At 66.3% G+C, this 18,493-nt stretch carries 20 protein-coding genes and 1 pseudogene; 2 read left to right on the forward strand and 19 right to left on the reverse strand.

The annotated features are described in order from the left end of the window. Nucleotides 1-46: 46 nt before the first annotated feature. Complete coding sequence (locus M5E06_RS08410; RefSeq protein WP_252137832.1) at nucleotides 47-676, forward strand: PRC-barrel domain-containing protein; 630 nt, start codon at nucleotides 47-49, stop codon at nucleotides 674-676. A 41-nt stretch (nucleotides 677-717) separates the two neighbouring features. Here the strand turns inward: M5E06_RS08410 and M5E06_RS08415 are convergent, their stop codons facing one another. The 4 genes from M5E06_RS08415 to crcB are packed head-to-tail and all read right to left on the reverse strand — an operon-like array spanning nucleotide 718 to nucleotide 3,556. Next, nucleotides 718-1,413, reverse strand: coding sequence for an ATP12 family chaperone protein (locus tag M5E06_RS08415; RefSeq protein WP_252137833.1), 696 nt, complete (start codon nucleotides 1,411-1,413; stop codon nucleotides 718-720). Between the two features lie 3 nt (nucleotides 1,414-1,416). Next, on the reverse strand, nucleotides 1,417-2,103 hold the full coding sequence (locus tag M5E06_RS08420; RefSeq protein WP_502801964.1) for an HAD-IA family hydrolase: 687 nt from the start codon (nucleotides 2,101-2,103) through the stop codon (nucleotides 1,417-1,419). Continuing rightward, complete coding sequence (locus M5E06_RS08425) at nucleotides 2,103-3,155, reverse strand: RluA family pseudouridine synthase (protein ID WP_252137835.1); 1,053 nt, start codon at nucleotides 3,153-3,155, stop codon at nucleotides 2,103-2,105. Before M5E06_RS08425 ends, M5E06_RS08420 begins: the two co-directional genes overlap by 1 nt. Beyond that, nucleotides 3,155-3,556: a fluoride efflux transporter CrcB gene (crcB, locus tag M5E06_RS08430; RefSeq protein WP_109151191.1), complete on the reverse strand. Its 402-nt coding sequence runs from the start codon at nucleotides 3,554-3,556 to the stop codon at nucleotides 3,155-3,157. Before crcB ends, M5E06_RS08425 begins: the two co-directional genes overlap by 1 nt. A gap of 109 nt (nucleotides 3,557-3,665) precedes the next feature. Between crcB and M5E06_RS08435 the strand changes: the two genes are divergently transcribed. Continuing rightward, entirely contained in the window at nucleotides 3,666-4,241 is a 576-nt protein-coding gene (locus tag M5E06_RS08435; protein ID WP_252137836.1) for a cysteine hydrolase family protein, read from the forward strand. Between the two features lie 117 nt (nucleotides 4,242-4,358). On the opposite strand, the gene M5E06_RS08440 is transcribed toward M5E06_RS08435, so the two are convergent. From M5E06_RS08440 to M5E06_RS08505, 15 genes and pseudogenes are all read right to left on the reverse strand, one after another. Continuing rightward, complete coding sequence (locus M5E06_RS08440; RefSeq protein WP_502801975.1) at nucleotides 4,359-5,132, reverse strand: dienelactone hydrolase family protein; 774 nt, start codon at nucleotides 5,130-5,132, stop codon at nucleotides 4,359-4,361. Nucleotides 5,133-5,144: 12 nt separating this feature from the next. Beyond that, nucleotides 5,145-5,225 (reverse strand): annotated as a pseudogene (locus tag M5E06_RS36035) (hypothetical protein); the annotation flags it as partial. 111 nt (nucleotides 5,226-5,336) lie between these two features. Next, nucleotides 5,337-6,065, reverse strand: a complete 729-nt coding sequence (locus tag M5E06_RS08445) for an ABC transporter ATP-binding protein (RefSeq protein ID WP_252138532.1) — start codon at nucleotides 6,063-6,065, stop codon at nucleotides 5,337-5,339. A 19-nt stretch (nucleotides 6,066-6,084) separates the two neighbouring features. After that, nucleotides 6,085-7,332, reverse strand: a complete 1,248-nt coding sequence (locus tag M5E06_RS08450; protein ID WP_252137838.1) for a lipoprotein-releasing ABC transporter permease subunit — start codon at nucleotides 7,330-7,332, stop codon at nucleotides 6,085-6,087. A 138-nt stretch (nucleotides 7,333-7,470) separates the two neighbouring features. Continuing rightward, nucleotides 7,471-8,784, reverse strand: a complete 1,314-nt coding sequence (gene proS, locus M5E06_RS08455; RefSeq protein WP_136704356.1) for a proline--tRNA ligase — start codon at nucleotides 8,782-8,784, stop codon at nucleotides 7,471-7,473. Between the two features lie 145 nt (nucleotides 8,785-8,929). Continuing rightward, nucleotides 8,930-9,397 (reverse strand): hypothetical protein, encoded by a 468-nt coding sequence (locus M5E06_RS08460; RefSeq protein WP_252137839.1) that lies wholly within the window; start codon nucleotides 9,395-9,397, stop codon nucleotides 8,930-8,932. After that, the gene (locus M5E06_RS08465; protein WP_252137840.1) at nucleotides 9,394-10,293 is read right to left on the reverse strand and encodes a hypothetical protein; all 900 of its coding nucleotides are present in this window, start codon (nucleotides 10,291-10,293) and stop codon (nucleotides 9,394-9,396) included. The genes M5E06_RS08460 and M5E06_RS08465 overlap by 4 nt, the downstream gene beginning before the upstream one ends. Before the next feature lie 482 nt (nucleotides 10,294-10,775). Next, complete coding sequence (locus M5E06_RS08470) at nucleotides 10,776-11,351, reverse strand: DNA-3-methyladenine glycosylase I (protein WP_252137841.1); 576 nt, start codon at nucleotides 11,349-11,351, stop codon at nucleotides 10,776-10,778. 37 nt (nucleotides 11,352-11,388) lie between these two features. Next, a complete protein-coding gene (locus tag M5E06_RS08475) occupies nucleotides 11,389-11,643 on the reverse strand; it encodes a DUF1467 family protein (protein ID WP_252137842.1) in 255 nt (84 codons plus the stop codon). 24 nt (nucleotides 11,644-11,667) lie between these two features. Continuing rightward, complete coding sequence (mce, locus tag M5E06_RS08480) at nucleotides 11,668-12,072, reverse strand: methylmalonyl-CoA epimerase (RefSeq protein ID WP_085089939.1); 405 nt, start codon at nucleotides 12,070-12,072, stop codon at nucleotides 11,668-11,670. 82 nt (nucleotides 12,073-12,154) lie between these two features. Next, nucleotides 12,155-13,870, reverse strand: a complete 1,716-nt coding sequence (locus M5E06_RS08485; RefSeq protein WP_252137843.1) for a ribonuclease J — start codon at nucleotides 13,868-13,870, stop codon at nucleotides 12,155-12,157. After that, a complete protein-coding gene (locus tag M5E06_RS08490) occupies nucleotides 13,867-14,640 on the reverse strand; it encodes a type III pantothenate kinase (RefSeq protein WP_109151181.1) in 774 nt (257 codons plus the stop codon). The genes M5E06_RS08485 and M5E06_RS08490 overlap by 4 nt, the downstream gene beginning before the upstream one ends. 45 nt (nucleotides 14,641-14,685) lie before the next feature. Further along, nucleotides 14,686-15,480, reverse strand: a complete 795-nt coding sequence (locus M5E06_RS08495) for a biotin--[acetyl-CoA-carboxylase] ligase (protein WP_252137844.1) — start codon at nucleotides 15,478-15,480, stop codon at nucleotides 14,686-14,688. A gap of 10 nt (nucleotides 15,481-15,490) precedes the next feature. Continuing rightward, nucleotides 15,491-16,939 carry an NADH-quinone oxidoreductase subunit NuoN gene (gene nuoN, locus M5E06_RS08500; RefSeq protein ID WP_252137845.1) on the reverse strand — a complete coding sequence of 483 codons (1,449 nt, stop codon included), beginning with the start codon at nucleotides 16,937-16,939 and terminating at the stop codon, nucleotides 15,491-15,493. Nucleotides 16,940-16,952: 13 nt separating this feature from the next. Next, nucleotides 16,953-18,479 carry an NADH-quinone oxidoreductase subunit M gene (locus M5E06_RS08505; RefSeq protein WP_252137846.1) on the reverse strand — a complete coding sequence of 509 codons (1,527 nt, stop codon included), beginning with the start codon at nucleotides 18,477-18,479 and terminating at the stop codon, nucleotides 16,953-16,955. Nucleotides 18,480-18,493 lie beyond the last annotated feature (14 nt).

Below are 18,493 nucleotides of genomic sequence, written 5' to 3' on the forward strand. Positions count from 1 at the left end.
CACACGAACCTCGTGTTCTCGACACAACGACAAAGGAGCCACCCCCATGCGTCGCATCCTGATCGCTACCGCCGCTTCGCTGGCTCTCATGACCGGAGCCGCCGTCGCACAGACCACTTCGCCGACCGTGGGCAACCCGTCTTCCTCCACCTCCAGCATGTCCAACACCGCCGCCCCGGACGGCACCAAGACCGGCACGACGAAGTCGGATACGATGAAGTCGGACGCCACCAAGTCTGACAGCATGACGTCCGGCAGCGCCGCCACATCCGGCGGCCTGGGCGGCCAGCTGGCCAGCGCCGACGAGCTGATCGGCAAGAACGTCTACGGCCGCGACAACAACAAGATCGGCGAAATCGAGGACGTCATCCTCGACGCCAACGGCAAGGCCAAGCAGTTGGTCATCAGCTCCGGCGGCTTCCTCGGCATCGGCGAGAAGCAGGTCGCCGTCGATTACAGCGCCGCCAATTGGGATTCGCAGAACAACCGCCTGAACCTGGCCGGCATGAGCCGCGACGACGTGAAGTCGATGCCGGAGTTCAAGTACGACGACACCATGACGTCGCTGAACAAGAGCCGCAAGCCGGCCGAGACCGAGAAGGTCGCGCCGGGCGCCGCCCCGACCGCCGGTTCGACCACCAGCGGTTCGACGACCGGCACCACCACCACGAAGTAAGGGGTTCCAAACGGTGTGTGGGGGTCTGACACCCCCACACCTCACCCCCGCAGCAAATCCACGAACCGTCTGCAGGCCACGATCTCCGCGCGCACGTTTGCGCGGCGCTTCGTGGCCTCGGCGTCTTCGCCCCATTGCTCGATCTGATAGGTTTCGTCCAACTGCGAAACCTCGAACGCCTCTTCGGCGCTGAGGCGGCCCTCCAGCAGGGCCAGCGCCACGACGATCGACCCGCAGACGCCGGTCGCGGTCTGCAGCGCCGACAGATACCAGTCGTCGGTCCGCTCCACCACCCGGCGCAGGGCGCCCAGCGCCTCCTCCGGCTGCGGCTTCGGCATCAGCCCGGCGCAGACATGCAGCGGCGCGTCATAGGTCAGCGCCGCCCAATCCAGCAGAGGCTGCCAGAGCTGCGCCTGCCGTTCCACCAGCGGCTGGGGATGTTCGGCGCGATAGCACAGCAGATCGGTGCCGGCATAGGCGCTGATGGCCTGGACGATGTCCGGCCGCTTGGCCGGGATCAGGTCGACGGCGGTGCTCGACAGCTGCATCAGCGGCATGGAATGGGCGTCGATCTGGTCGCCCTGCGCCGCCCATTCGTCGGCCACGCCCTGGGCCAGCGGCCGGCTGGAGAAGACCAGCGGCGCCTTGGCCGGGCTGCGCACCGGACGGCCGTCCAGCTCGACCTGAAAGCCGCTCCCGGTCTCGCCGACGCCTGCCGCCTTGTAGAAACGCTTCATCGCTTACCCTTCCAAAAGCTCCAGCACCGCGGTGGCGACGTCACGCCCGCGGTGGACGATGCGGTCGGCCCCGGCCCGCTCCAGCTCCGGCACCGCATGGTACCCCCAGGAGACGCCGACCGACCGCACCCGCGCGTTGCGGGCCATCTGTATGTCGTAGGTCGTGTCGCCGATCACAACCGTCGCCGCCTCTTCCGCACCGGTCTCCGCCAGCGCACGCTGCACCATGTGCGGGTTCGGCTTGCCGGGACCGACATCGGCGGTCTGCAGCGTCACGAAGCGGCCGGTCAGTCCGTGCCCCTTCAGCACCGCGTCCAACCCGCGCCGCGACTTGCCGGTAGCGACGCCCAGCAGCACGCCCGCTTCCTCCAGAACCGCCAACGTGTCGACGATGCCGGGAAAGAGCGGCTCGTCCACCTCGCCGCGGCTGCGGGCGGATGAGAAGGCGCGCTTGTAGCTCTCCGCCACCGCGACATGCAGGTCAGCGTCACGTTGCGGCAGCAGCAGGGCCACCGCCTCCACCAGCGACAGCCCGACCATGCGGCGTACATCTGCCGGGTCGGGTTCGCCCAGCCCATGCTCGGCCCAGGCCTGGGTCATGGCGTCGATGATGGCGAACTGGCTGTCGACCAGAGTGCCGTCGCAATCGAACAGCGCGAGACGCAACGGCGCTCTCCCCGCGGAGGCCATCACTCGAAATCCTCGAACGGGTCGTCGCGCAGGTTGGGGCTGAAGCCGAAATACTTCCAGGTCGCCTGCATGTGGTCGGGCAGCGGTGCCGTCACGTCGATGGTCTTGCCGCCACGCGGGTGCGGCAGGATCAGCCGGCGGGCATGCAGGTGCAGCTTCTTCGCCACCTCCGCCCCGGCCAGGAAGGCGCCCAGCCCGGCATATTTGCCATCGCCCAGGATCGGCGTGCCGACGGCGGCCATGTGGACGCGCAGCTGGTGGGTGCGGCCGGTCAGCGGCCACATGGCGACGAAGGCCGCCTGCTTGCCGACATTCTCCTGCACCGAATAGACGGTGACGGCGCGCTTGCCCTCTTCCTTGTTCTCCGCCACCCGCTCGCCATGCGGGCCGCCTTCCTTGGCCAGCGCGAGGTCGATCTTGCCCTGGTAGGGCGTCGGCACACCGACGGTGACGGCCCAGTAGATCTTGCGCACGGCGCTGCCGCGGAACAGCTCCGTCAGCTTGCTGGCGGCGAAGGTGGTGCGGGCCAGCAGCAGCACGCCCGAGGTGTCCTTGTCCAGCCGGTGGACCAGCTTCGGCCGCTCGTTGCCGTCGAAGCGCAGGGCGTCCAGCATGGCGTCGAGGTGCTTGGAGGTGCCGGTGCCGCCCTGCACCGCCAGACCGGCCGGCTTGTTGATGGCGATGACATCGGCGTCGCGGTAGAGCACCAGCGCCTGCAGCTCGGCAATCTGCTTGTCCGACATGCCCTTGGGCTTGCTGGCCCCCTGACTCGGCCCCCTGACCGGCGCGGCCCAGGCAGCCAGCGGCGGGATGCGAATTCCCTGCCCGGCCGCCAGCCGCGACGACGTCTCCGCCCGCTTGCCGTCGATGCGGACTTGGCCCGTGCGCAGCAGCTTCTGCAGGTAGCTGTGGTTCACGTCGGGGAAATGCCGCTTGAACCAGCGGTCGAGCCGCATGTCGGCCTCGTCGGCCGTGACGATGCGGGTTTCGACCTTGCTGTCGCTTTTGGCTTCGGTCGACGTGGTATCAGCGTGATCGGGAGAGTCAGTCATCAGATGGACACCGAAACAAGAGAACGCACGGCCCACAGGCCGGCAAAGAAGCCCACCACGCTGAACAGCGTCGAGGCGAGGAAGTATCCCGCCGCCGCGGCGATCTCGTCACGGGCGACGAGGACGCCGATGTCCAGCGTGAAGGAGGAGAAGGTGGTGAAGCCGCCGAGCACGCCGACCAGCAGCAGGGCGCGGATTTCCGGCGACGGCGACCATGTCAGGCTCGCCAGTTCCGACAGCACCCCCATCACCGTACAGCCGATCACGTTGACGATGATCGTCCCCATCGGAAAACGGGTGCCGACCCACTGCGCGATCAGCAGCAGCGTCAGATAACGCGCCACCGATCCGGCGGCACCTCCGGCGGCGACGGCGAGCAATGACAGGGGGGATGCGAGCACGGCGCCTCCGGACGAGCGCTTGAAACGGGAAACGAGGGTCGAGTGCCGGATTAGAGCCAGAAACCGGCGGACTTGTCACGCGATGGACTATCGCGGCAGGATCGTCGGCATGGAAACCCTCCCCGCTCCACTGCCCACCAACACCGCTTTGCTGATCGTCGACCTGCAAAAGGCCATCGACGACCCGCGCTGGAGCCATCTCGGCCCGCGCAACAACCCGCAGGCGGAGGCCAACGTCGCCGCCTTGCTGGCCGCTTGGCGACGGGATGGGCGGCCCATCGTCCATATCCGCCACGATTCGACGGAGCCCGACTCCGCCTATCGCCCCGGCAGCCCTGGCCACGCCTTCAAGGACGAGGCGATGCCGCTGCCGGGCGAGACGGTGATCGGCAAGCGGGTGAACAGCGCCTTCATCGGCACCGGCCTGGACGACTGGCTGCGCGCCCGCGGCATCGGCATGCTGGTGGTGGCCGGTGTCATCACCAACAACAGCGTCGAGGCGACGGTGCGGATGGCCGGCAACCTCGGCTACGACGTGCGTCTGGCGGCCGACGCCTGCTTCACCTTCGCCCGCCTGGACCGGTCAGGGAGACTGCGGACGGCCGAAGAGGTCCATGACCTGTCGCTCGCCAACATGGACGGAGAGTATGCGACGGTGGTGGAGACGGCGGAGCTGTTGGAGTGATTGCCCCCTCCCCAACCCTCCCCCGCTTTAAGGGAGAGGAAGTTAAGCGCAAGAGCGGCGGAGTTCCCTCTCCCGCCAGAGGCGGGGGAGGGCTAGGGAGGGGGCAAGAGCACCCCCCTACGCCAGCTTCGCCTTCAAAAACTCCACCGTCCGCTTCCAGGCCAGATCGGCGGCATCCTTGTTGTAGCGTTCGGCCGAGGTGTCGTTGTGGAAGGCGTGGTTGACGCCCTCGTACACGTAAATCTGATGCTCGACGCCGGCTTTCTTCAGCGCCTCGTCGTAAGCGGGGATGCCGGCGTTCACGCGCTGGTCCAGCCCGGCATAGTGCAGAAGCAGCGGCGACTTCACCGTACCGACCAGCGCCGGGTCGGGGGTCGGGCCGTAGAAGGCGACGCCGGCCTTCAGGTCGGGCGCCTTGATCGCCAACCGGTTGATCATGCCGCCGCCCCAGCAGAAGCCGACCGCCCCGACCTTGGCCGAGGAATAGCGGTAGGCCATCAGGTAACTCATGGCCGCGACGAGGTTGTTGACCGTCTTGTCGGCGTCGAGCTGGCCGATCATGTCGCGGGCCTTGTCGGCATCCTGCGGCGTGCCGCCCAGCGGCGACAGCAGGTCCGGCGCCATCGCCACGAAGCCTTCGGTGGCAAGGCGGCGGGTGACATCCTCGACATAGGCGTTCAGGCCGCGATTTTCGTGGATGACCAGCACCGCCGGAGCCTTGTCGATCAGCTTCGGCCGGGCGAGATAGCCGGACACGTCGCCGGTCGCCCCCTGGAAGCTGATCTTTTCCGCGGCCAGACGGGTGTCGTCCTCACCGACGATGGCGGCGCGGGCATAGTTCGGCTCGATCGCCGCCAGGATCGCGGGGATCGCCGCCGCACCGCCAGCCATTGCTGCCAGCCGTTCCAAAAAGACCCGGCGCGGCAACGGCGCGTGGGTGTATTCGTCGTAGAGGTCGATGATCCGCTGGTCCATCCCCGATGCCCCCTGTCTTGTCGGTGCCGCAGCTCAGCCGGTGCGGTCGCGCATGAGAGTGGGGGCGCCGCGCCGGCTTGGCAACCAGGGGGAGGTTCCGCTTTCGGTCTATGACACTTCTTATGATGCTTCCGGCGCGACCTCACTCAGCGGCACCAGTTCCGACGGCTGATATTCCACCAGATGCCCGTCGCGCATCTCCAGAACCCGGTCCATGCGACGGGCGAGGTCAAGATTGTGGGTCGCGACCAGGGCGCCGACCTTGGCCTGCCGGACGATGGCCGACAGCATGGCGAAGACATGCTCCGCCGTGTGGGGGTCGAGGTTGCCGGTCGGCTCGTCGGCGATCAGCAGCGACGGGGCGTTGGCCAGCGCGCGGGCGATGGCGACGCGCTGCTGCTCGCCACCGGACAGGCGGGCCGGCCGGTGGGTGCCGCGCTGCTCCAGCCCGACCATGCGCAGAAGCTCGTCCGCGCGCTGCCGGGCGACCGACTTCGACACGCCGGCGATCATCTGCGGCAGGACGATGTTCTCCCGCGCCGAAAACTCCGGCAGCAGGTGGTGGAACTGGTAGACGAAGCCGATGGAGCGACGCCGCACCTCGGTCCGCTTGCCATCGTCCAGGTTGGACACGTCGGTGCCGGCGATGCGCACCATGCCGTCGGTCGGCCGCTCCAGAAGTCCGGCGATGTGCAGCAGCGTCGATTTGCCGGCACCCGACGGGCCGACCAGCGCCACCAGTTCGCCGGCGCCGACGGTCAGGTCGACCCCGCGCAGCACCTCCAGCGTCTCGCCCGCCTGTTCGAAGCGGCGGACGATGCCCTTCAGTTCCAGCATCGGCTGCAACATGGATTTCATGGGGACGGCGTCACTCATAGCGCAGGGCCTCCACCGGGTCGAGCCGGGCGGCGCGCCAGGACGGGTAGATGGTGGCGGCGAAGGACAGGCCCAGCGCCATCAGCGTCACCTGAATGACCTCGCTCCAGTCGATCTTCGCCGGCAGGTGGGACAGGAAGTAAATCTCGGCATTGAACAGGTTGGTGCCGGTCAGCCCCTGGATGACCTGCCGGATGCTCTCGATGTTCAGCGCGAACGAGACGCCGAGCGCGAGACCCAGCAAGGTCCCCGTCACCCCGACGCTGGCGCCGGACAGGAAGAAGATGCGCATGATCATGCCGCGCGTCGCCCCCATGGTGCGCAGGATCGCGATGTCGCGCCCCTTGTCCTTCACCAGCATGATCAGGCTCGAGATGATGTTGAAGGCGGCGACCATGATGATCAGCGACAGGATCAGGAACATCACATTGCGTTCGACCTGAAGCGCCGTGAAGAAGCTGGCGTTCGACTGCTGCCAGTCGACCACCCTGCCCTCCCCGGCGACCGCCGATTGAACGGCGGCGCGGGCGGACGCGATCTGCATCGGGTCGCTCACGAAGACCTCCAGCGAGGTCACAGCGTCGCCGGTGCGGAAGAAGGCCTGCGCCTCCTCCAGCGGCAGGAAGATGAAGCTGTTGTCGTATTCGAACATGCCGACGTCGAAGATCGCGCCGATCGGGTAGCTGCGCATCCGCGGCACGGTGCCGAAGGCGGTGACGTTGCCCTGGGGTGCGATCAGCGTGATCTGGTCGCCGACCGACAGCCCCAGCCGTTGGGCCATGCGCACGCCGATGGCGACGCGGTCCTGGCCGAACTCATCCACCGAACCGCGGATGACGTTGTTGGCGAGCGTCGGTCGCACCTTGAAATCTTCCGCCCGCACGCCGCGGATGACGGCGCCCGACGCGACTCCGTGCACCGACACCAGCGCCTGCCCTTCCACCGTCGGGGTGACATTCACCACGCCCGGCGTGTTGCGCAGCTTGCCGGCCAGGATGTCAAAGTCCGGCAGCGGCCCGCCTCGTGAACTGTAGACGTTGAGATGCCCGTTCAGACCGAGCACCCGGCCCAGCAGCTCCGCCCGGAATCCGTTCATCACCGCCATGACGATAATGAGCGTCGCCACGCCGAGCGCGATGCCCAGCAACGAGAACCCCGCGATGACCGAGATGAACCCTTCCTGGCGGCGCGCCCGAAGGTAACGCATCGCGACCATGCGTTCGAAGGCGTTGAAGATCATGCGGCTGGGATCCTGTGGGGGAGGCCCTGTGGGCGGGCGGAAACGATGCCCTAGATAAGAACGTGAGCGTGGCGGGAAAAGGGCAAAGCCCGGATCGCCGACTTGGGCGATCCGGGCTTCCTCTTCGAGCTAAGCCGATCAGCCCAGCAGCTTCGCCAGCGCCGCCTCGACCGGCAGCTCTTCCTTTTCGCCGGTGGCGCGGCGCTTCAGTTCGACGACGCCGTTCTTCAGGCCGCGCGGGCCGACGACCAGCTGCCAGGGAACGCCGATCAGGTCCATGTCGGCGAACTTGGCGCCGGGACGCTCGTCACGGTCGTCATAGGCGACCTCCAGGCCGGCCGATTCCAGCTTCGCATACAGCTCGGCGCAGACGCGGTCGGTCTCGGCGTCGCCGGACTTCAGGTTGATCAGGCCGACGTTGAAGGGCGCGACGGCGTCCGGCCAGATGATGCCGTTGTCGTCGTGGCTGGCCTCGATGATAGCGCCCATCAGGCGCGACACGCCGATGCCGTAGCTGCCCATCTCCACCGGGATCGACTCGCCGTTCGGGCCGGCGACCACCGCGTTCATCGGCTTGGAATATTTGGTGCCGAAGTTGAAGATGTGGCCGACCTCGATGCCGCGGGCCGACACCAGATCCGACTCCGGCACCGGGCTGTTGGCCGGGTCGTGCTTCTCGTCGGTCGCCGCATAAATGCCGGTGACGCGGTCGAAGAAGGGCTGCAGGTCGTCCTCAATGCCGGGGGCGTCCTTCAGCACGTCCAGGGTCATCCAGTCCTTGTGGCAGAAGACGCCGCTCTCGCCGGTCTCGGCCAGGATGATGAACTCGTGGCTCAGGTCGCCGCCGATCGGGCCGGTGTCGGCACGCATCGGGATCGCCTTCAGCCCGATGCGGGCGAAGGTGCGCAAGTAAGCCAGGAACATCTTCTGGTACGAACGGCGGGCGCTGTCCGCATCGATGTCGAAGGAATAGGCGTCCTTCATCAGGAATTCGCGGCCGCGCATCACGCCGAAGCGCGGGCGGATCTCGTCACGGAACTTCCACTGAATATGGTAGAGGTTCAGCGGCAACTGGCGGTAGCTCTTGACGAATGAGCGGAAGATGTCGGTGATCATCTCCTCGTTCGTCGGGCCGAACAGCATCTCGCGGTCGTGACGGTCGGTGATGCGCAGCATCTCCTTGCCGTAATCGTCGTAACGACCGCTCTCGCGCCACAGATCGGCCGACTGGATGGTCGGCATCAGCAGTTCCTGCGCGCCGGCGGCGTCCTGCTCTTCGCGGACGATCTGCTCGATCTTGCGCAGAACCCGATAGCCCAGCGGCAGCCAGGCATAGATGCCGGCGCTGGTCTGGCGGATCATCCCGGCCCGCAGCATCAGGCGGTGCGAGACGATCTGCGCCTCGGTCGGGGTCTCCTTGAGGGTCGGCATGAAGAAGCTGGACAGCCGCATGGCTCTGCTCTCGTGTGCGAGGTGTTCGACAAGGCCGCGCACACATGGCTCCTGCGGACAGGAACGGACACGGGCGGCGGCGGGTGAGCGACTTTAGGAAGGTCGCCCGCACTTGTCCACTGTAAGCCCCCCGCTTGACGGCCGGCTACCGGGAGCGGCAGTAGACGTAGAGGCGTTCCTCGGCACCCGGATCGATCGGTTGGCCGTTGAGATAGAGTTGGTTGCCGACGACGGTCAGCCACACCGCGGTGACATCGTTAGGCAGAAACGGCACCGACGGCAGGGCGATGCCCATGCGCCGGGCGAGATCGATCGACAGCGGCAGGTCGATGGGGATCGGCGGCTGCGCGCCTGCACTGCCGGCCAAGTCGGCGGGGGCGACGGCGCGGCCATGCACATCCACGCCCGGCCGGTATTCCACGTCGGCGGCCGGCACATGGCGGGTCAGCCGTTGGCACAAGGACAGATCCACCACCGGCCGGTCGCGGGCGGCATCGGGGGTCAGCGGGACCGGACCGGGACGCGGCGGTTGGGTTTGCGCCGATGCCGGTGCGGTCGCCAGAGACAGCGCCGCCGCCGTCAGCCCGGCGTACAAGATGCCGCGCGGGTTCACAGCGTGTGCCGCTCGGCCACCGGGGCCGGGTTGCGCATGGATTTCCAGTAGATCGACAGGTAGGGCATTCCTTTTTCCGCCTCCTCCTGGGTCCGCGCCGACTGGCGGATGTATTTGCCGATGAAGGGCTTGTTCACATGCTCCAGGTCCACCGCGGCCTTCAGCACCAGGAACTCGCCGATCTTGTCCGGCAGATTGTAATGCCATTTCTGCAGACACTCGGAGGTCACACCCGGCTTCGCCTGTTCGGGCTCGGGCAGGTAGAATTCCTGGTGGTGGTACTGCGAGATCTCCTTCCACGCCTGCGCCACCCGACCGGGCTTCAGGCGCGGCAACGCCTTCAGGATGCGGACATCGTCATGGAACAGCGGCAGGAAGCCCCGCTTTTCCCCCAGTTCGGTCAGCATCGTATGCAGGCCGGCCATGACACCGCCCTCACCGCCCTCGCCGCCACCGCCGTCCGCCTTCTGCTCGCGCTTGCGGCCGAACAGCGCGCTGAAGAAGCCCTTTTTCGGTTTGGTCTGGCTGCCGCCACCGCCGTCCTGCCCAACCTTGCGCTCGTCCCACAACGAGTCCCAGGCATATTCCCAGGCGGTGAAGACGGCGTTGGAGCGGTCGTCGAGGACCGTCAGCAGATATTCGCGCCCCTCCCGCGCCCAATCGACGTCACCGACGATCGCGCGCACCGGACGGCGGCTGAGCACCACCGGCAGAATGCCGACGCGCACCAACTCCTGATAGAACTCTACGAAGGACGGTGTCTGGATGAAGGGCAGGATCGAGCATGGCTGAAGCTCCGGCGCCAGCAGCTCCATGCTTTTCTTTGTCCGCTCCAACAGTTCAATCGACAGAACCGCGGCGAACTGATCGAACCGTTCGTTTTCATTCGCGGCCATCGGCGCCTCGACTGTCGTCCTTTTTCCTGCCACCCGCCGAAGCGGGAAAAGGCTCAACCGGTAAACGGGCAAAGCGGAATCGCCCCGGCGGACCGGCCCCCCGGTGGTGATGGTTCAGCCCAGCTGATAGCCCTGATTGGGGAAAACCCGATGCGAGCTAATCCAAGCAACGCTACCAAGTAAACCGTTAACGTTTTCTGGAGCAGCGTGGAAATTTTCTGTCCGCGACCCTGCCCTGTCTCCTCCCGTAGGCCGGATAAAGAAAGGCCGCGCGGCAAAAGCGGCGCGGCCTGTCGAGTTTAGGGAGGAATCGCCACCAGGCGTCGGAAAGGGAGGAATATCCTCCCTCATCACTCCAAAAGAGTGAACCCGAGCCACGGCGATGGCAAGCCCAAAACGGAGGCAGAAGCGGCTCATGCACAAAGTTTTTGCAATTTTGCCCAGCTCTTCGGCGATTGCCACCGTTCTGGGCGGGCGATTGCCTATTCCATGGGCGCGTACCCGCGATACCCGGCCTCCACCGCCGCCTTCCACGGCGGATTCTGGGCAAGCAAGACGGCCTGGACCGGGCAGTCGGGCTGATGAGCGCCCGGCAGATAGCCCAGGCTCATCAGGAACTCCCCGACGATCTCGCCACCGGTGAAACGGAAGGTCCGGCCGAACAGCTTCACCCATTCCGGCTTGGTCAGCGGATGATGGGCGCGCAGCCAGCCGTCGAAGGAGCCGTGGGTTTCCCGCAATGCGACGATGCGGCGGGCGTTCTCGATCACCGCGTCCACCTTCAGACGGTTGCGGATGATGCCGACGTCGGCCAGCAGCCGCGCCCGCTCCGCCTCGCCATAGGCGGCGACCCGGTCGATGTCGAACCCGTCGAAGGCGGCGCGGAAGGCGTCACGCTTTTTCAGGATGGTCAGCCAGGACAGGCCGGCCTGATTGATCTCCAGCACCAGACGCTCGAACAGCACCCGGTCATCGCTGCTGGGAAAACCGTACTCGCCATCATGGTAGGGGCCGTGATGGGGATGGCCGGGTGCGGCCGCGCAATAGGTCAGGCTCACCCGCCTCGCTCCTCTCGATACTCAGAGCAATCTGGCGTCAGAACATGTCCCGCGCCATGTCCCGGAAGGAGATGATGCCGGACCGCTCGATGCCGAAGATCGCCAGCCACACCAGCAGGGCGACCAGCGACGTGATCATGAATTTCCGCAGGATGCGCGGCTCGACCGGCGCGGAGGAGGCCATGCCCGGTTCAGGGTTCTCCTGGGTCCGAACGCCCCAGGGCAGCACCGCGAACAGCACCACCCACCAGACGACGACGTAAACGAAGGCTCCAGTCACCCAGTTGTTCATCGTCCCCTCCGCGTGTCAGCCGTCTCAGGCCTGCTCCAGTTCCACCAGCGTCCCGCAGAAATCCTTCGGGTGCAGGAACAGGACCGGCTTGTCATGGGCGCCGATCTTCGGCTCGCCATCGCCCAGCACGCGGGCGCCCTGCTCCTTCAGCCGGTCGCGGGCGGCCAGGATGTCCTCCACCTCATAGCAGATATGGTGGATGCCGCCCGACGGGTTCTTCTCCAGGAAGCCGGCGATCGGCGACTTCTCGCCGAACGGATGCAGCAGTTCGATCTTGGTGTTTGGCAGGGTGACGAAGACCACGGTGACGCCGTGCGGCGGCAGATCCACCGGCTGCGACACTGCGGCGCCCAGCGTGTCGCGATAGAGCGCGGTCGCCGCCGGAAGGTCCGGAACGACGATGGCGACGTGGTTGAGCTTCCCGATCATGCGTGTCCTCTCGCTGGCTGTTCCTGGCCCGTTAGCGGGCTCTGATAAGCCTGTTATACATCAAATCCGTTCTTGGGTTCGGTCAGACGCGGACCAGATGGACCTCCGTCACCGGCTTCTTGCCGTGGGTCGCGTTGAAGCAGCGGCGCACGGCGATCCGTGCCGCCTCCTTCACCTGGGCGTCGTCGCCCCGTGCCGATTTGGGCAGCATCGCCACCGACTCGCGCACGGCATCCACCACGTCCAGCAACAGGTCGCGGTCGGTCGCCTCGTCGATCAGCCCCATCACCGCCAGTTGCGGAGCGGTCAGCAACTCGCCCGTTCCGGTCATCACCAGCGTCACCACGGCGGCGCCGTTGTTCACCATGCGGTTACGCGCGCGCATCATGCCGGTGTCGAGCGGCACCAGACGCTTGCCGTCCACCGCCATGCGTCCGGCCCGCACGTTGGCCACCACCCGCGCGCCCTCCGGCCCGTCGAGCCGGAGGACTTCGCCGTTGGCCGGAACGATGCTGTGGGCGACCTGACACTCCTCCGCCAGGGCGGCATGGGCCTGCTGGTGGCGCTGCTCGCCATGGACCGGCACGGCGATGCGCGGACGCACCCACTGGTACATGCGCACCAGTTCGTTCCGCGCCGGGTGGCCGGAGACATGGACCGGCGCCTCGTCCGCCGTCACCAGTTCGACTCCCTGTGCGACCAGCTGGTTCTGCATGCGGCCGATGGCGCGCTCGTTGCCGGGAATCTCGCGGGAGGAGAAGATCACCACGTCGCCGCGCGACAGCGTGACCTGCGGATGATCGTTGGCGGCGATACGGGCAAGCGCCGAGCGCGGCTCCCCCTGGCTGCCGGTGCAGATCAGCACCAGCTTCTCGCGCGGCAGATAGCTGGCGTCATGCTCCGACAGGAACTTCGGCACGTCGGCGAGATAGCCGGTGGCCCGCGCCGCCTCGTTGATGCGCCACAGCGAGCGGCCGACCAATGCCACATGGCGGTCATGGGCGGCGGCGGCGGCGGCAATGCTCTCCAGCCGCGCCACATTGGTGGCAAAGCAGCTGACGGCGATGCGGCGGTCGCGATAGCGGCCGAACAACTCCATCAGGGCATCGCGGACGGTCGCCTCCGACCCGGCGGCGCCGGGCACCAGCGCGTTGGTGCTGTCGCCGACCAGCGCCAGCACCCCTTCGTCGCCGATGGCGCGCAGCCGTTCCTCATCGGCCGTCTCGCCGACCAGCGGATCGGGGTCCAGCTTCCAGTCGCCGGTGTGCAGGATGGTCCCGGCCGAGGTGCGGATGGCGAGCGCGTTCGGCTCCGGGATCGAATGCGTCATGGTGACGTATTCGACGGAGAAGGGACCGGCCTTCACCGTGCCACCCAGCGGGATTTCGTGGATCGGCACCGTGCTGCTCAGGCCCTTCTCGTGCAGCTTGGCGCGCAGGAAGGCCGCGGTGAAGGGCGTGCAATAAACGGGACAGCGCAGCTCCGGCCACAGATACTGCACCGCGCCCAGATGGTCCTCATGCGCATGGGTCAGCACCAGACCGACCAGATCGTCGCGACGCTCGGCGATGAAGGTCGGGTCCGGCATGATGACGTCCAGCCCGGGCATGGTGTCGTCGGCAAAGGAGATGCCGAGGTCCACCATCAACCACTTGCCCTGATGGCCGTAGAGATTGAGGTTCATCCCAATCTCGCCGGAACCGCCGAGTGGGACGAAATACAGTGCGCCATCCTCCGGAACGAAGGTGTCCGCCGGGGCTTCGGACGTTCCGGCGGCTGTCTTGGAGGATTGTGTCATTGGACCGTGTTGCGCTTGTGGATCAGGAGGAGACCGCGGAGCGTCAGCTCGTTGTCGGTGTGTTCGATCACATGGGTAGCCTTGGCGAAAAGAACAGCCAATCCGCCAGTGGCGACCACCCGCATCGGTTCGCCGTACTCCGCCCGGATGCGGGAGACCAGCCCTTCGATCAGGCCGACATACCCCCAGAAGATGCCGGACTGCATGCATGCGATGGTGTTCTTGCCGATCACCTCGGACGGCGGCTGAATCTCGACCCGCGGCAGCTTGGACGCGGCCCTCTGCAGCGCCTCCAGCGACAGGTTCAGCCCCGGCGCGATCACGCCGCCGCAGTAATTGCCATCGGCATCCACCACGTCGAAGGTCGTGGCCGTACCGAAATCGATGACGATCAGCGGCGTCTTGTAGGTCGCCGCGGCGGCCACCGTGTTGACCAGACGATCGGCGCCCACCTCCTCCGGCCGGTCGACCAGGGCCTTCGCACCGAGATCAACTCCGGGCTGGCCGACGATCACCGGCTCGCAGCCGAAATGATCCTTGCACAGCCGCTTCAGGTTGAAGGTGGCGCCGGGCACGACGCTGGCGATGATCGCGCCGTGGATGTCGACCGGCTTCAGCCCCTTCAACGCCATCAGGTGGGTCAGCCACACCATATATTCGTCGGAGGTGCGTTTGGGATCGGTCGCCGTTCGCCAGATGCCGCGCTGGCGGTCGCCGTCATAGATGGCGAACACCACATTCGTGTTTCCGGCGTCGATGGCAAGCAGCATGGCAAGGTCCTGAAGGCGGTGGGCGTTTGAATTCGGCTGGCGAACTCAGCTCGCTGGAGGCGGCGCGAAGAACACGTCGCCGGCGGCGATCCGCTGCCGCGGCCCGCCGTCCGTTGGATCAAGCAACAGAACGCCGTCGCTGTCCAGATCGGCGAAAGTGCCGGGGATCGTCCGATCGGCCAGCCTGACCAGGATCGGCCCGCCAAGCCCCTTGGCCCGCGCCAGCCACGCCTCGCGCACGGGCGCGAAACCATGCGCGAGCCAGCGGCCGTACCAAGTCGCCAGATGCCCCGCATAGACCTCGAGAAGCGCGCCCGGCCCCATCGGCGGAGCGCCCTCGGCAATCAAGGAGGTGGCGCCATAATCGGCGGTCGCGGGAAAATGCCGCAGGTTGATGCCGACCCCCAGCACCACCCAGGCGACCTTGCCGTCGGCTGCCGGCTCCGACTCGAGCAGGATGCCCGACAGCTTGCGGTCATGCACCAGAACGTCATTGGGCCATTTGCAGCGAACGCCGCTCGGGTCAGGCAGGACCGACTCGGCAGTTTCCGCAATGGCGAGCGCCGCGACGAAGGAGATCTGCGCCGCCTCCGCCGGGGCCAAGCCGGGCCGCAGGATGGTCGTGCTGTAGAGATTTCCTTCAGGGGACGTCCAGGCCCGGCCGCGGCGGCCACGGCCGCTGTCCTGGCGGCGCGCCCAGACGACGGTGCCTTCGGGCGCCCCTGAACGCGACAAGGCCTTCGCTTCGTCGTTCGTACTGCCGACGGAGTCGAAGGCCTTGATCTGGAAGCCCGGAGGCAGGCGCAGACGCGCCGCCTCCGCTTCGAGCGATGCCGTCATCGGTCGGATGTCACCCGGCGAACAGGGCCGCCGCGGCAGCCGCCGCACCGTTCAGGATCGGCGCGGGAGCGACGAAGAACAGCAAGGTGAACAGGCTGGTCAGCACCAGGACGCCGGTCATGCTGTCGTCGTCGACCTTGTCGACCACCACTGCGGGCTCATCGAAATACATGATCTTGATGATGCGCAGATAGTAGAAGGCACCCACGACGCTGGTCAGCACACCGACGACGGCCAGCGTGTATTCCTGCGCGGCGACGGCGGCCAGGAAGACATAGAGCTTGCCGAAGAAGCCCGCCATCGGAGGGATGCCGGCCATGGAGAACATGAAGATCGCCATGGTCGCGGCCAGCATCGGGTTGGTCTTGGACAGGCCGGAGAAGTCCTTGATCTCCTCCAGCATCCGGCCCTTGGCCTTCATGCTGAGGATGACCGCGAAGGCGCCGATGTTCATGGCGATGTAGAGCGCCATGTAGATCAGCACGCCGCGCACGCCGTCCTGCGTACCGGTCGTCAGGCCGACCAGCGCGTAACCGACATGGCCGATGGAGCTGTAAGCCATCAGGCGCTTGATGTTGGTCTGCATGATGGCGACGAAGGAACCGATCACCATCGACAGGATGGCGGTCGCCACCAGCACCTGATGCCACTGGGCGGCGAGGTGGCCGAACGGCTCCATCACCACGCGGGTCAGCAGGGCGATGGCCGCCACCTTCGGCGCCGCCGCGAAGAAGGCGGTCACCGGGGTCGGCGCACCCTCATAGACGTCCGGCGTCCACATGTGGAACGGAGCGGCCGAGATCTTGAAGGCCAGACCGGCCATCACGAACACCAGACCGATCACCAGACCCGGCGACACATGGGCGCCACCGGCGAACAGCGCCGCCACCTTGTCGAACGAAGTCGTGCCGGCGAAGCCGTACACCAGCGAAGCACCGTACAGCAGCATGCCCGAGGAGAGCGAGCCGAGGACGAAGTACTTCAGGCCGGCTTCCGACGACTTCCCACTGTCACGGCGGAAGGCCGCGATGACATAGAGCGCCAGGCTCTGGGTCTCCAGGCCGACATACAGCGAGATGAAATCGTTGGCCGAGATCATCATCAGCATGCCGAGCGTGGCGAAGACCATCAGCACTGGGAACTCGAAGCGGGCCATCTGCTCCCGCTCGTTGAAGCCGAGCGAGAGGACGACCGCAAAGGCCGCGGAGACCAGCACCAGCACTTTCATGAAGACGCCGAAGGCATCCATCACGAACATGCCGTTGAAGGTGACGACGCGGCCGCTACCGTAGCCCATCGCCAGGACGGCGGCGAGCAGCATGCAGACGATCGCCAGATAGGAGACGGGACGGGTGAAGCCGTCCCCGCGGAACACGCCCAGCATCAGCAGGGCAACGCCCGAGAGTGCCAGGAAGATCTCCGGCAGGGCCGGCCAGATGTCGGGAAACACTGCGGTCATGTCGAAGAACCCCTTACCGAGCGGCGACCGAGACACCGGACGCGGCGTGCGACGCGGCCAGCTTGGTCTGGTAGGTCTGGATCAGCTGCTCGACCGATGCCGAGGTGACGTTCAGGAAGCTGCTGGGATAGACGCCCATCCACAGGACGACAATGATCAGCGGCACGAACACCGCGATTTCGCGCGGAGTTATGTCGAACATCGCCTTGACGTCCGGCTTGGTCAGCTTGCCGTAGACAACGCGGCGGTACAGCCACAGCGCGTAGGCGGCGCCCAGAACCATGCCCGTAGCGGCCAGGGCGGCGACCCAGGTGTTGTCGCGGAAGACGCCCATCAGCACCAGGAACTCGCCGACGAAACCGGCGGTACCCGGCAGACCGACCGAGGCCATGGTCATGAACAGGAAGACCACCGCGTATTTCGGCATGTTCTTCACGAGGCCGCCGTAACGGGCGATCTCGCGGGTGTGCAGCCGGTCGTAGACGACGCCGACGCACAGGAACAGCGCACCCGACACGACGCCGTGCGACAGCATCTGGAACACCGAGCCTTCGATGCCCTGCTGGTTCAGCGCGAACATGCCGATGGTGACGAAGCCCATGTGGGCGACCGACGAGTAGGCGATCAGCTTCTTCATGTCCTCCTGGGCGAGAGCGACCAGCGAGGTGTAGATCACGGCGACGACCGACAGGGTGTAGATCAGCGGCGCGAAATACTCGGTCGCTTCCGGCAGGATCGGAATGTTGAAGCGCAGGAAGCCGTACCCGCCCATCTTCAGCAGCACGCCGGCCAGGATCACCGAGCCGGCGGTCGGCGCCTCGACGTGGGCATCCGGCAGCCAGGTGTGGACCGGCCACATCGGCACCTTCACCGCGAAGGAGGCGAAGAAGGCCAGCCACAGCCACAGCTGCATGTTGCGCGGGAACTGGGTGGCGGTGATGGTCGGGATGTCGGTGGTGCCGGCCACATAATACATGGCCAGGATCGCCAACAGCATCAGGACCGAGCCGAGCAGCGTGTAGAGGAAGAACTTGAAGGCGGCATAGACGCGGCGCGGGCCGCCCCAGACACCGATGATGAGGAACATCGGGATCAGGACGCCTTCGAAGAACATGTAGAACAGGATGAAGTCCAGCGCGCAGAACATCCCGATCATCAGGGTTTCCAGCACGAGGAATGCGATCATGTATTCCTTCAGGCGGACCTGCACCGACTCCCAGCTCGCCAGGATGCACAGCGGCATCAGGAAGCCGGACAGGACGACGAACAGCACCGAAATGCCGTCGACGCCCATGTGGTAGTTGATGCCGAACTCGGGGATCCAGCCCGCCTTCTCGACCATCTGGTAGCCGGGATTGCGCGGATCGAAGTTGGCCCAGACCAGCAGGGTCAGGACGAAGGTGACGAGGGTCGTCCACAGCGAGATGTACCGCACGTTCCGCAGCACGTCCGGGGAATTGCCCCGGCAGAACAGCAGGATCAGCGCGACGCCCACGAGCGGCAGGAAGGTCGCGAACGACAGGATCGGCCAGCTAGCCATTGTTGTTGTTCTCC

This window comes from Azospirillum sp. A1-3, from assembly GCF_023806445.1.
Lineage (GTDB): Bacteria > Pseudomonadota > Alphaproteobacteria > Azospirillales > Azospirillaceae > Azospirillum.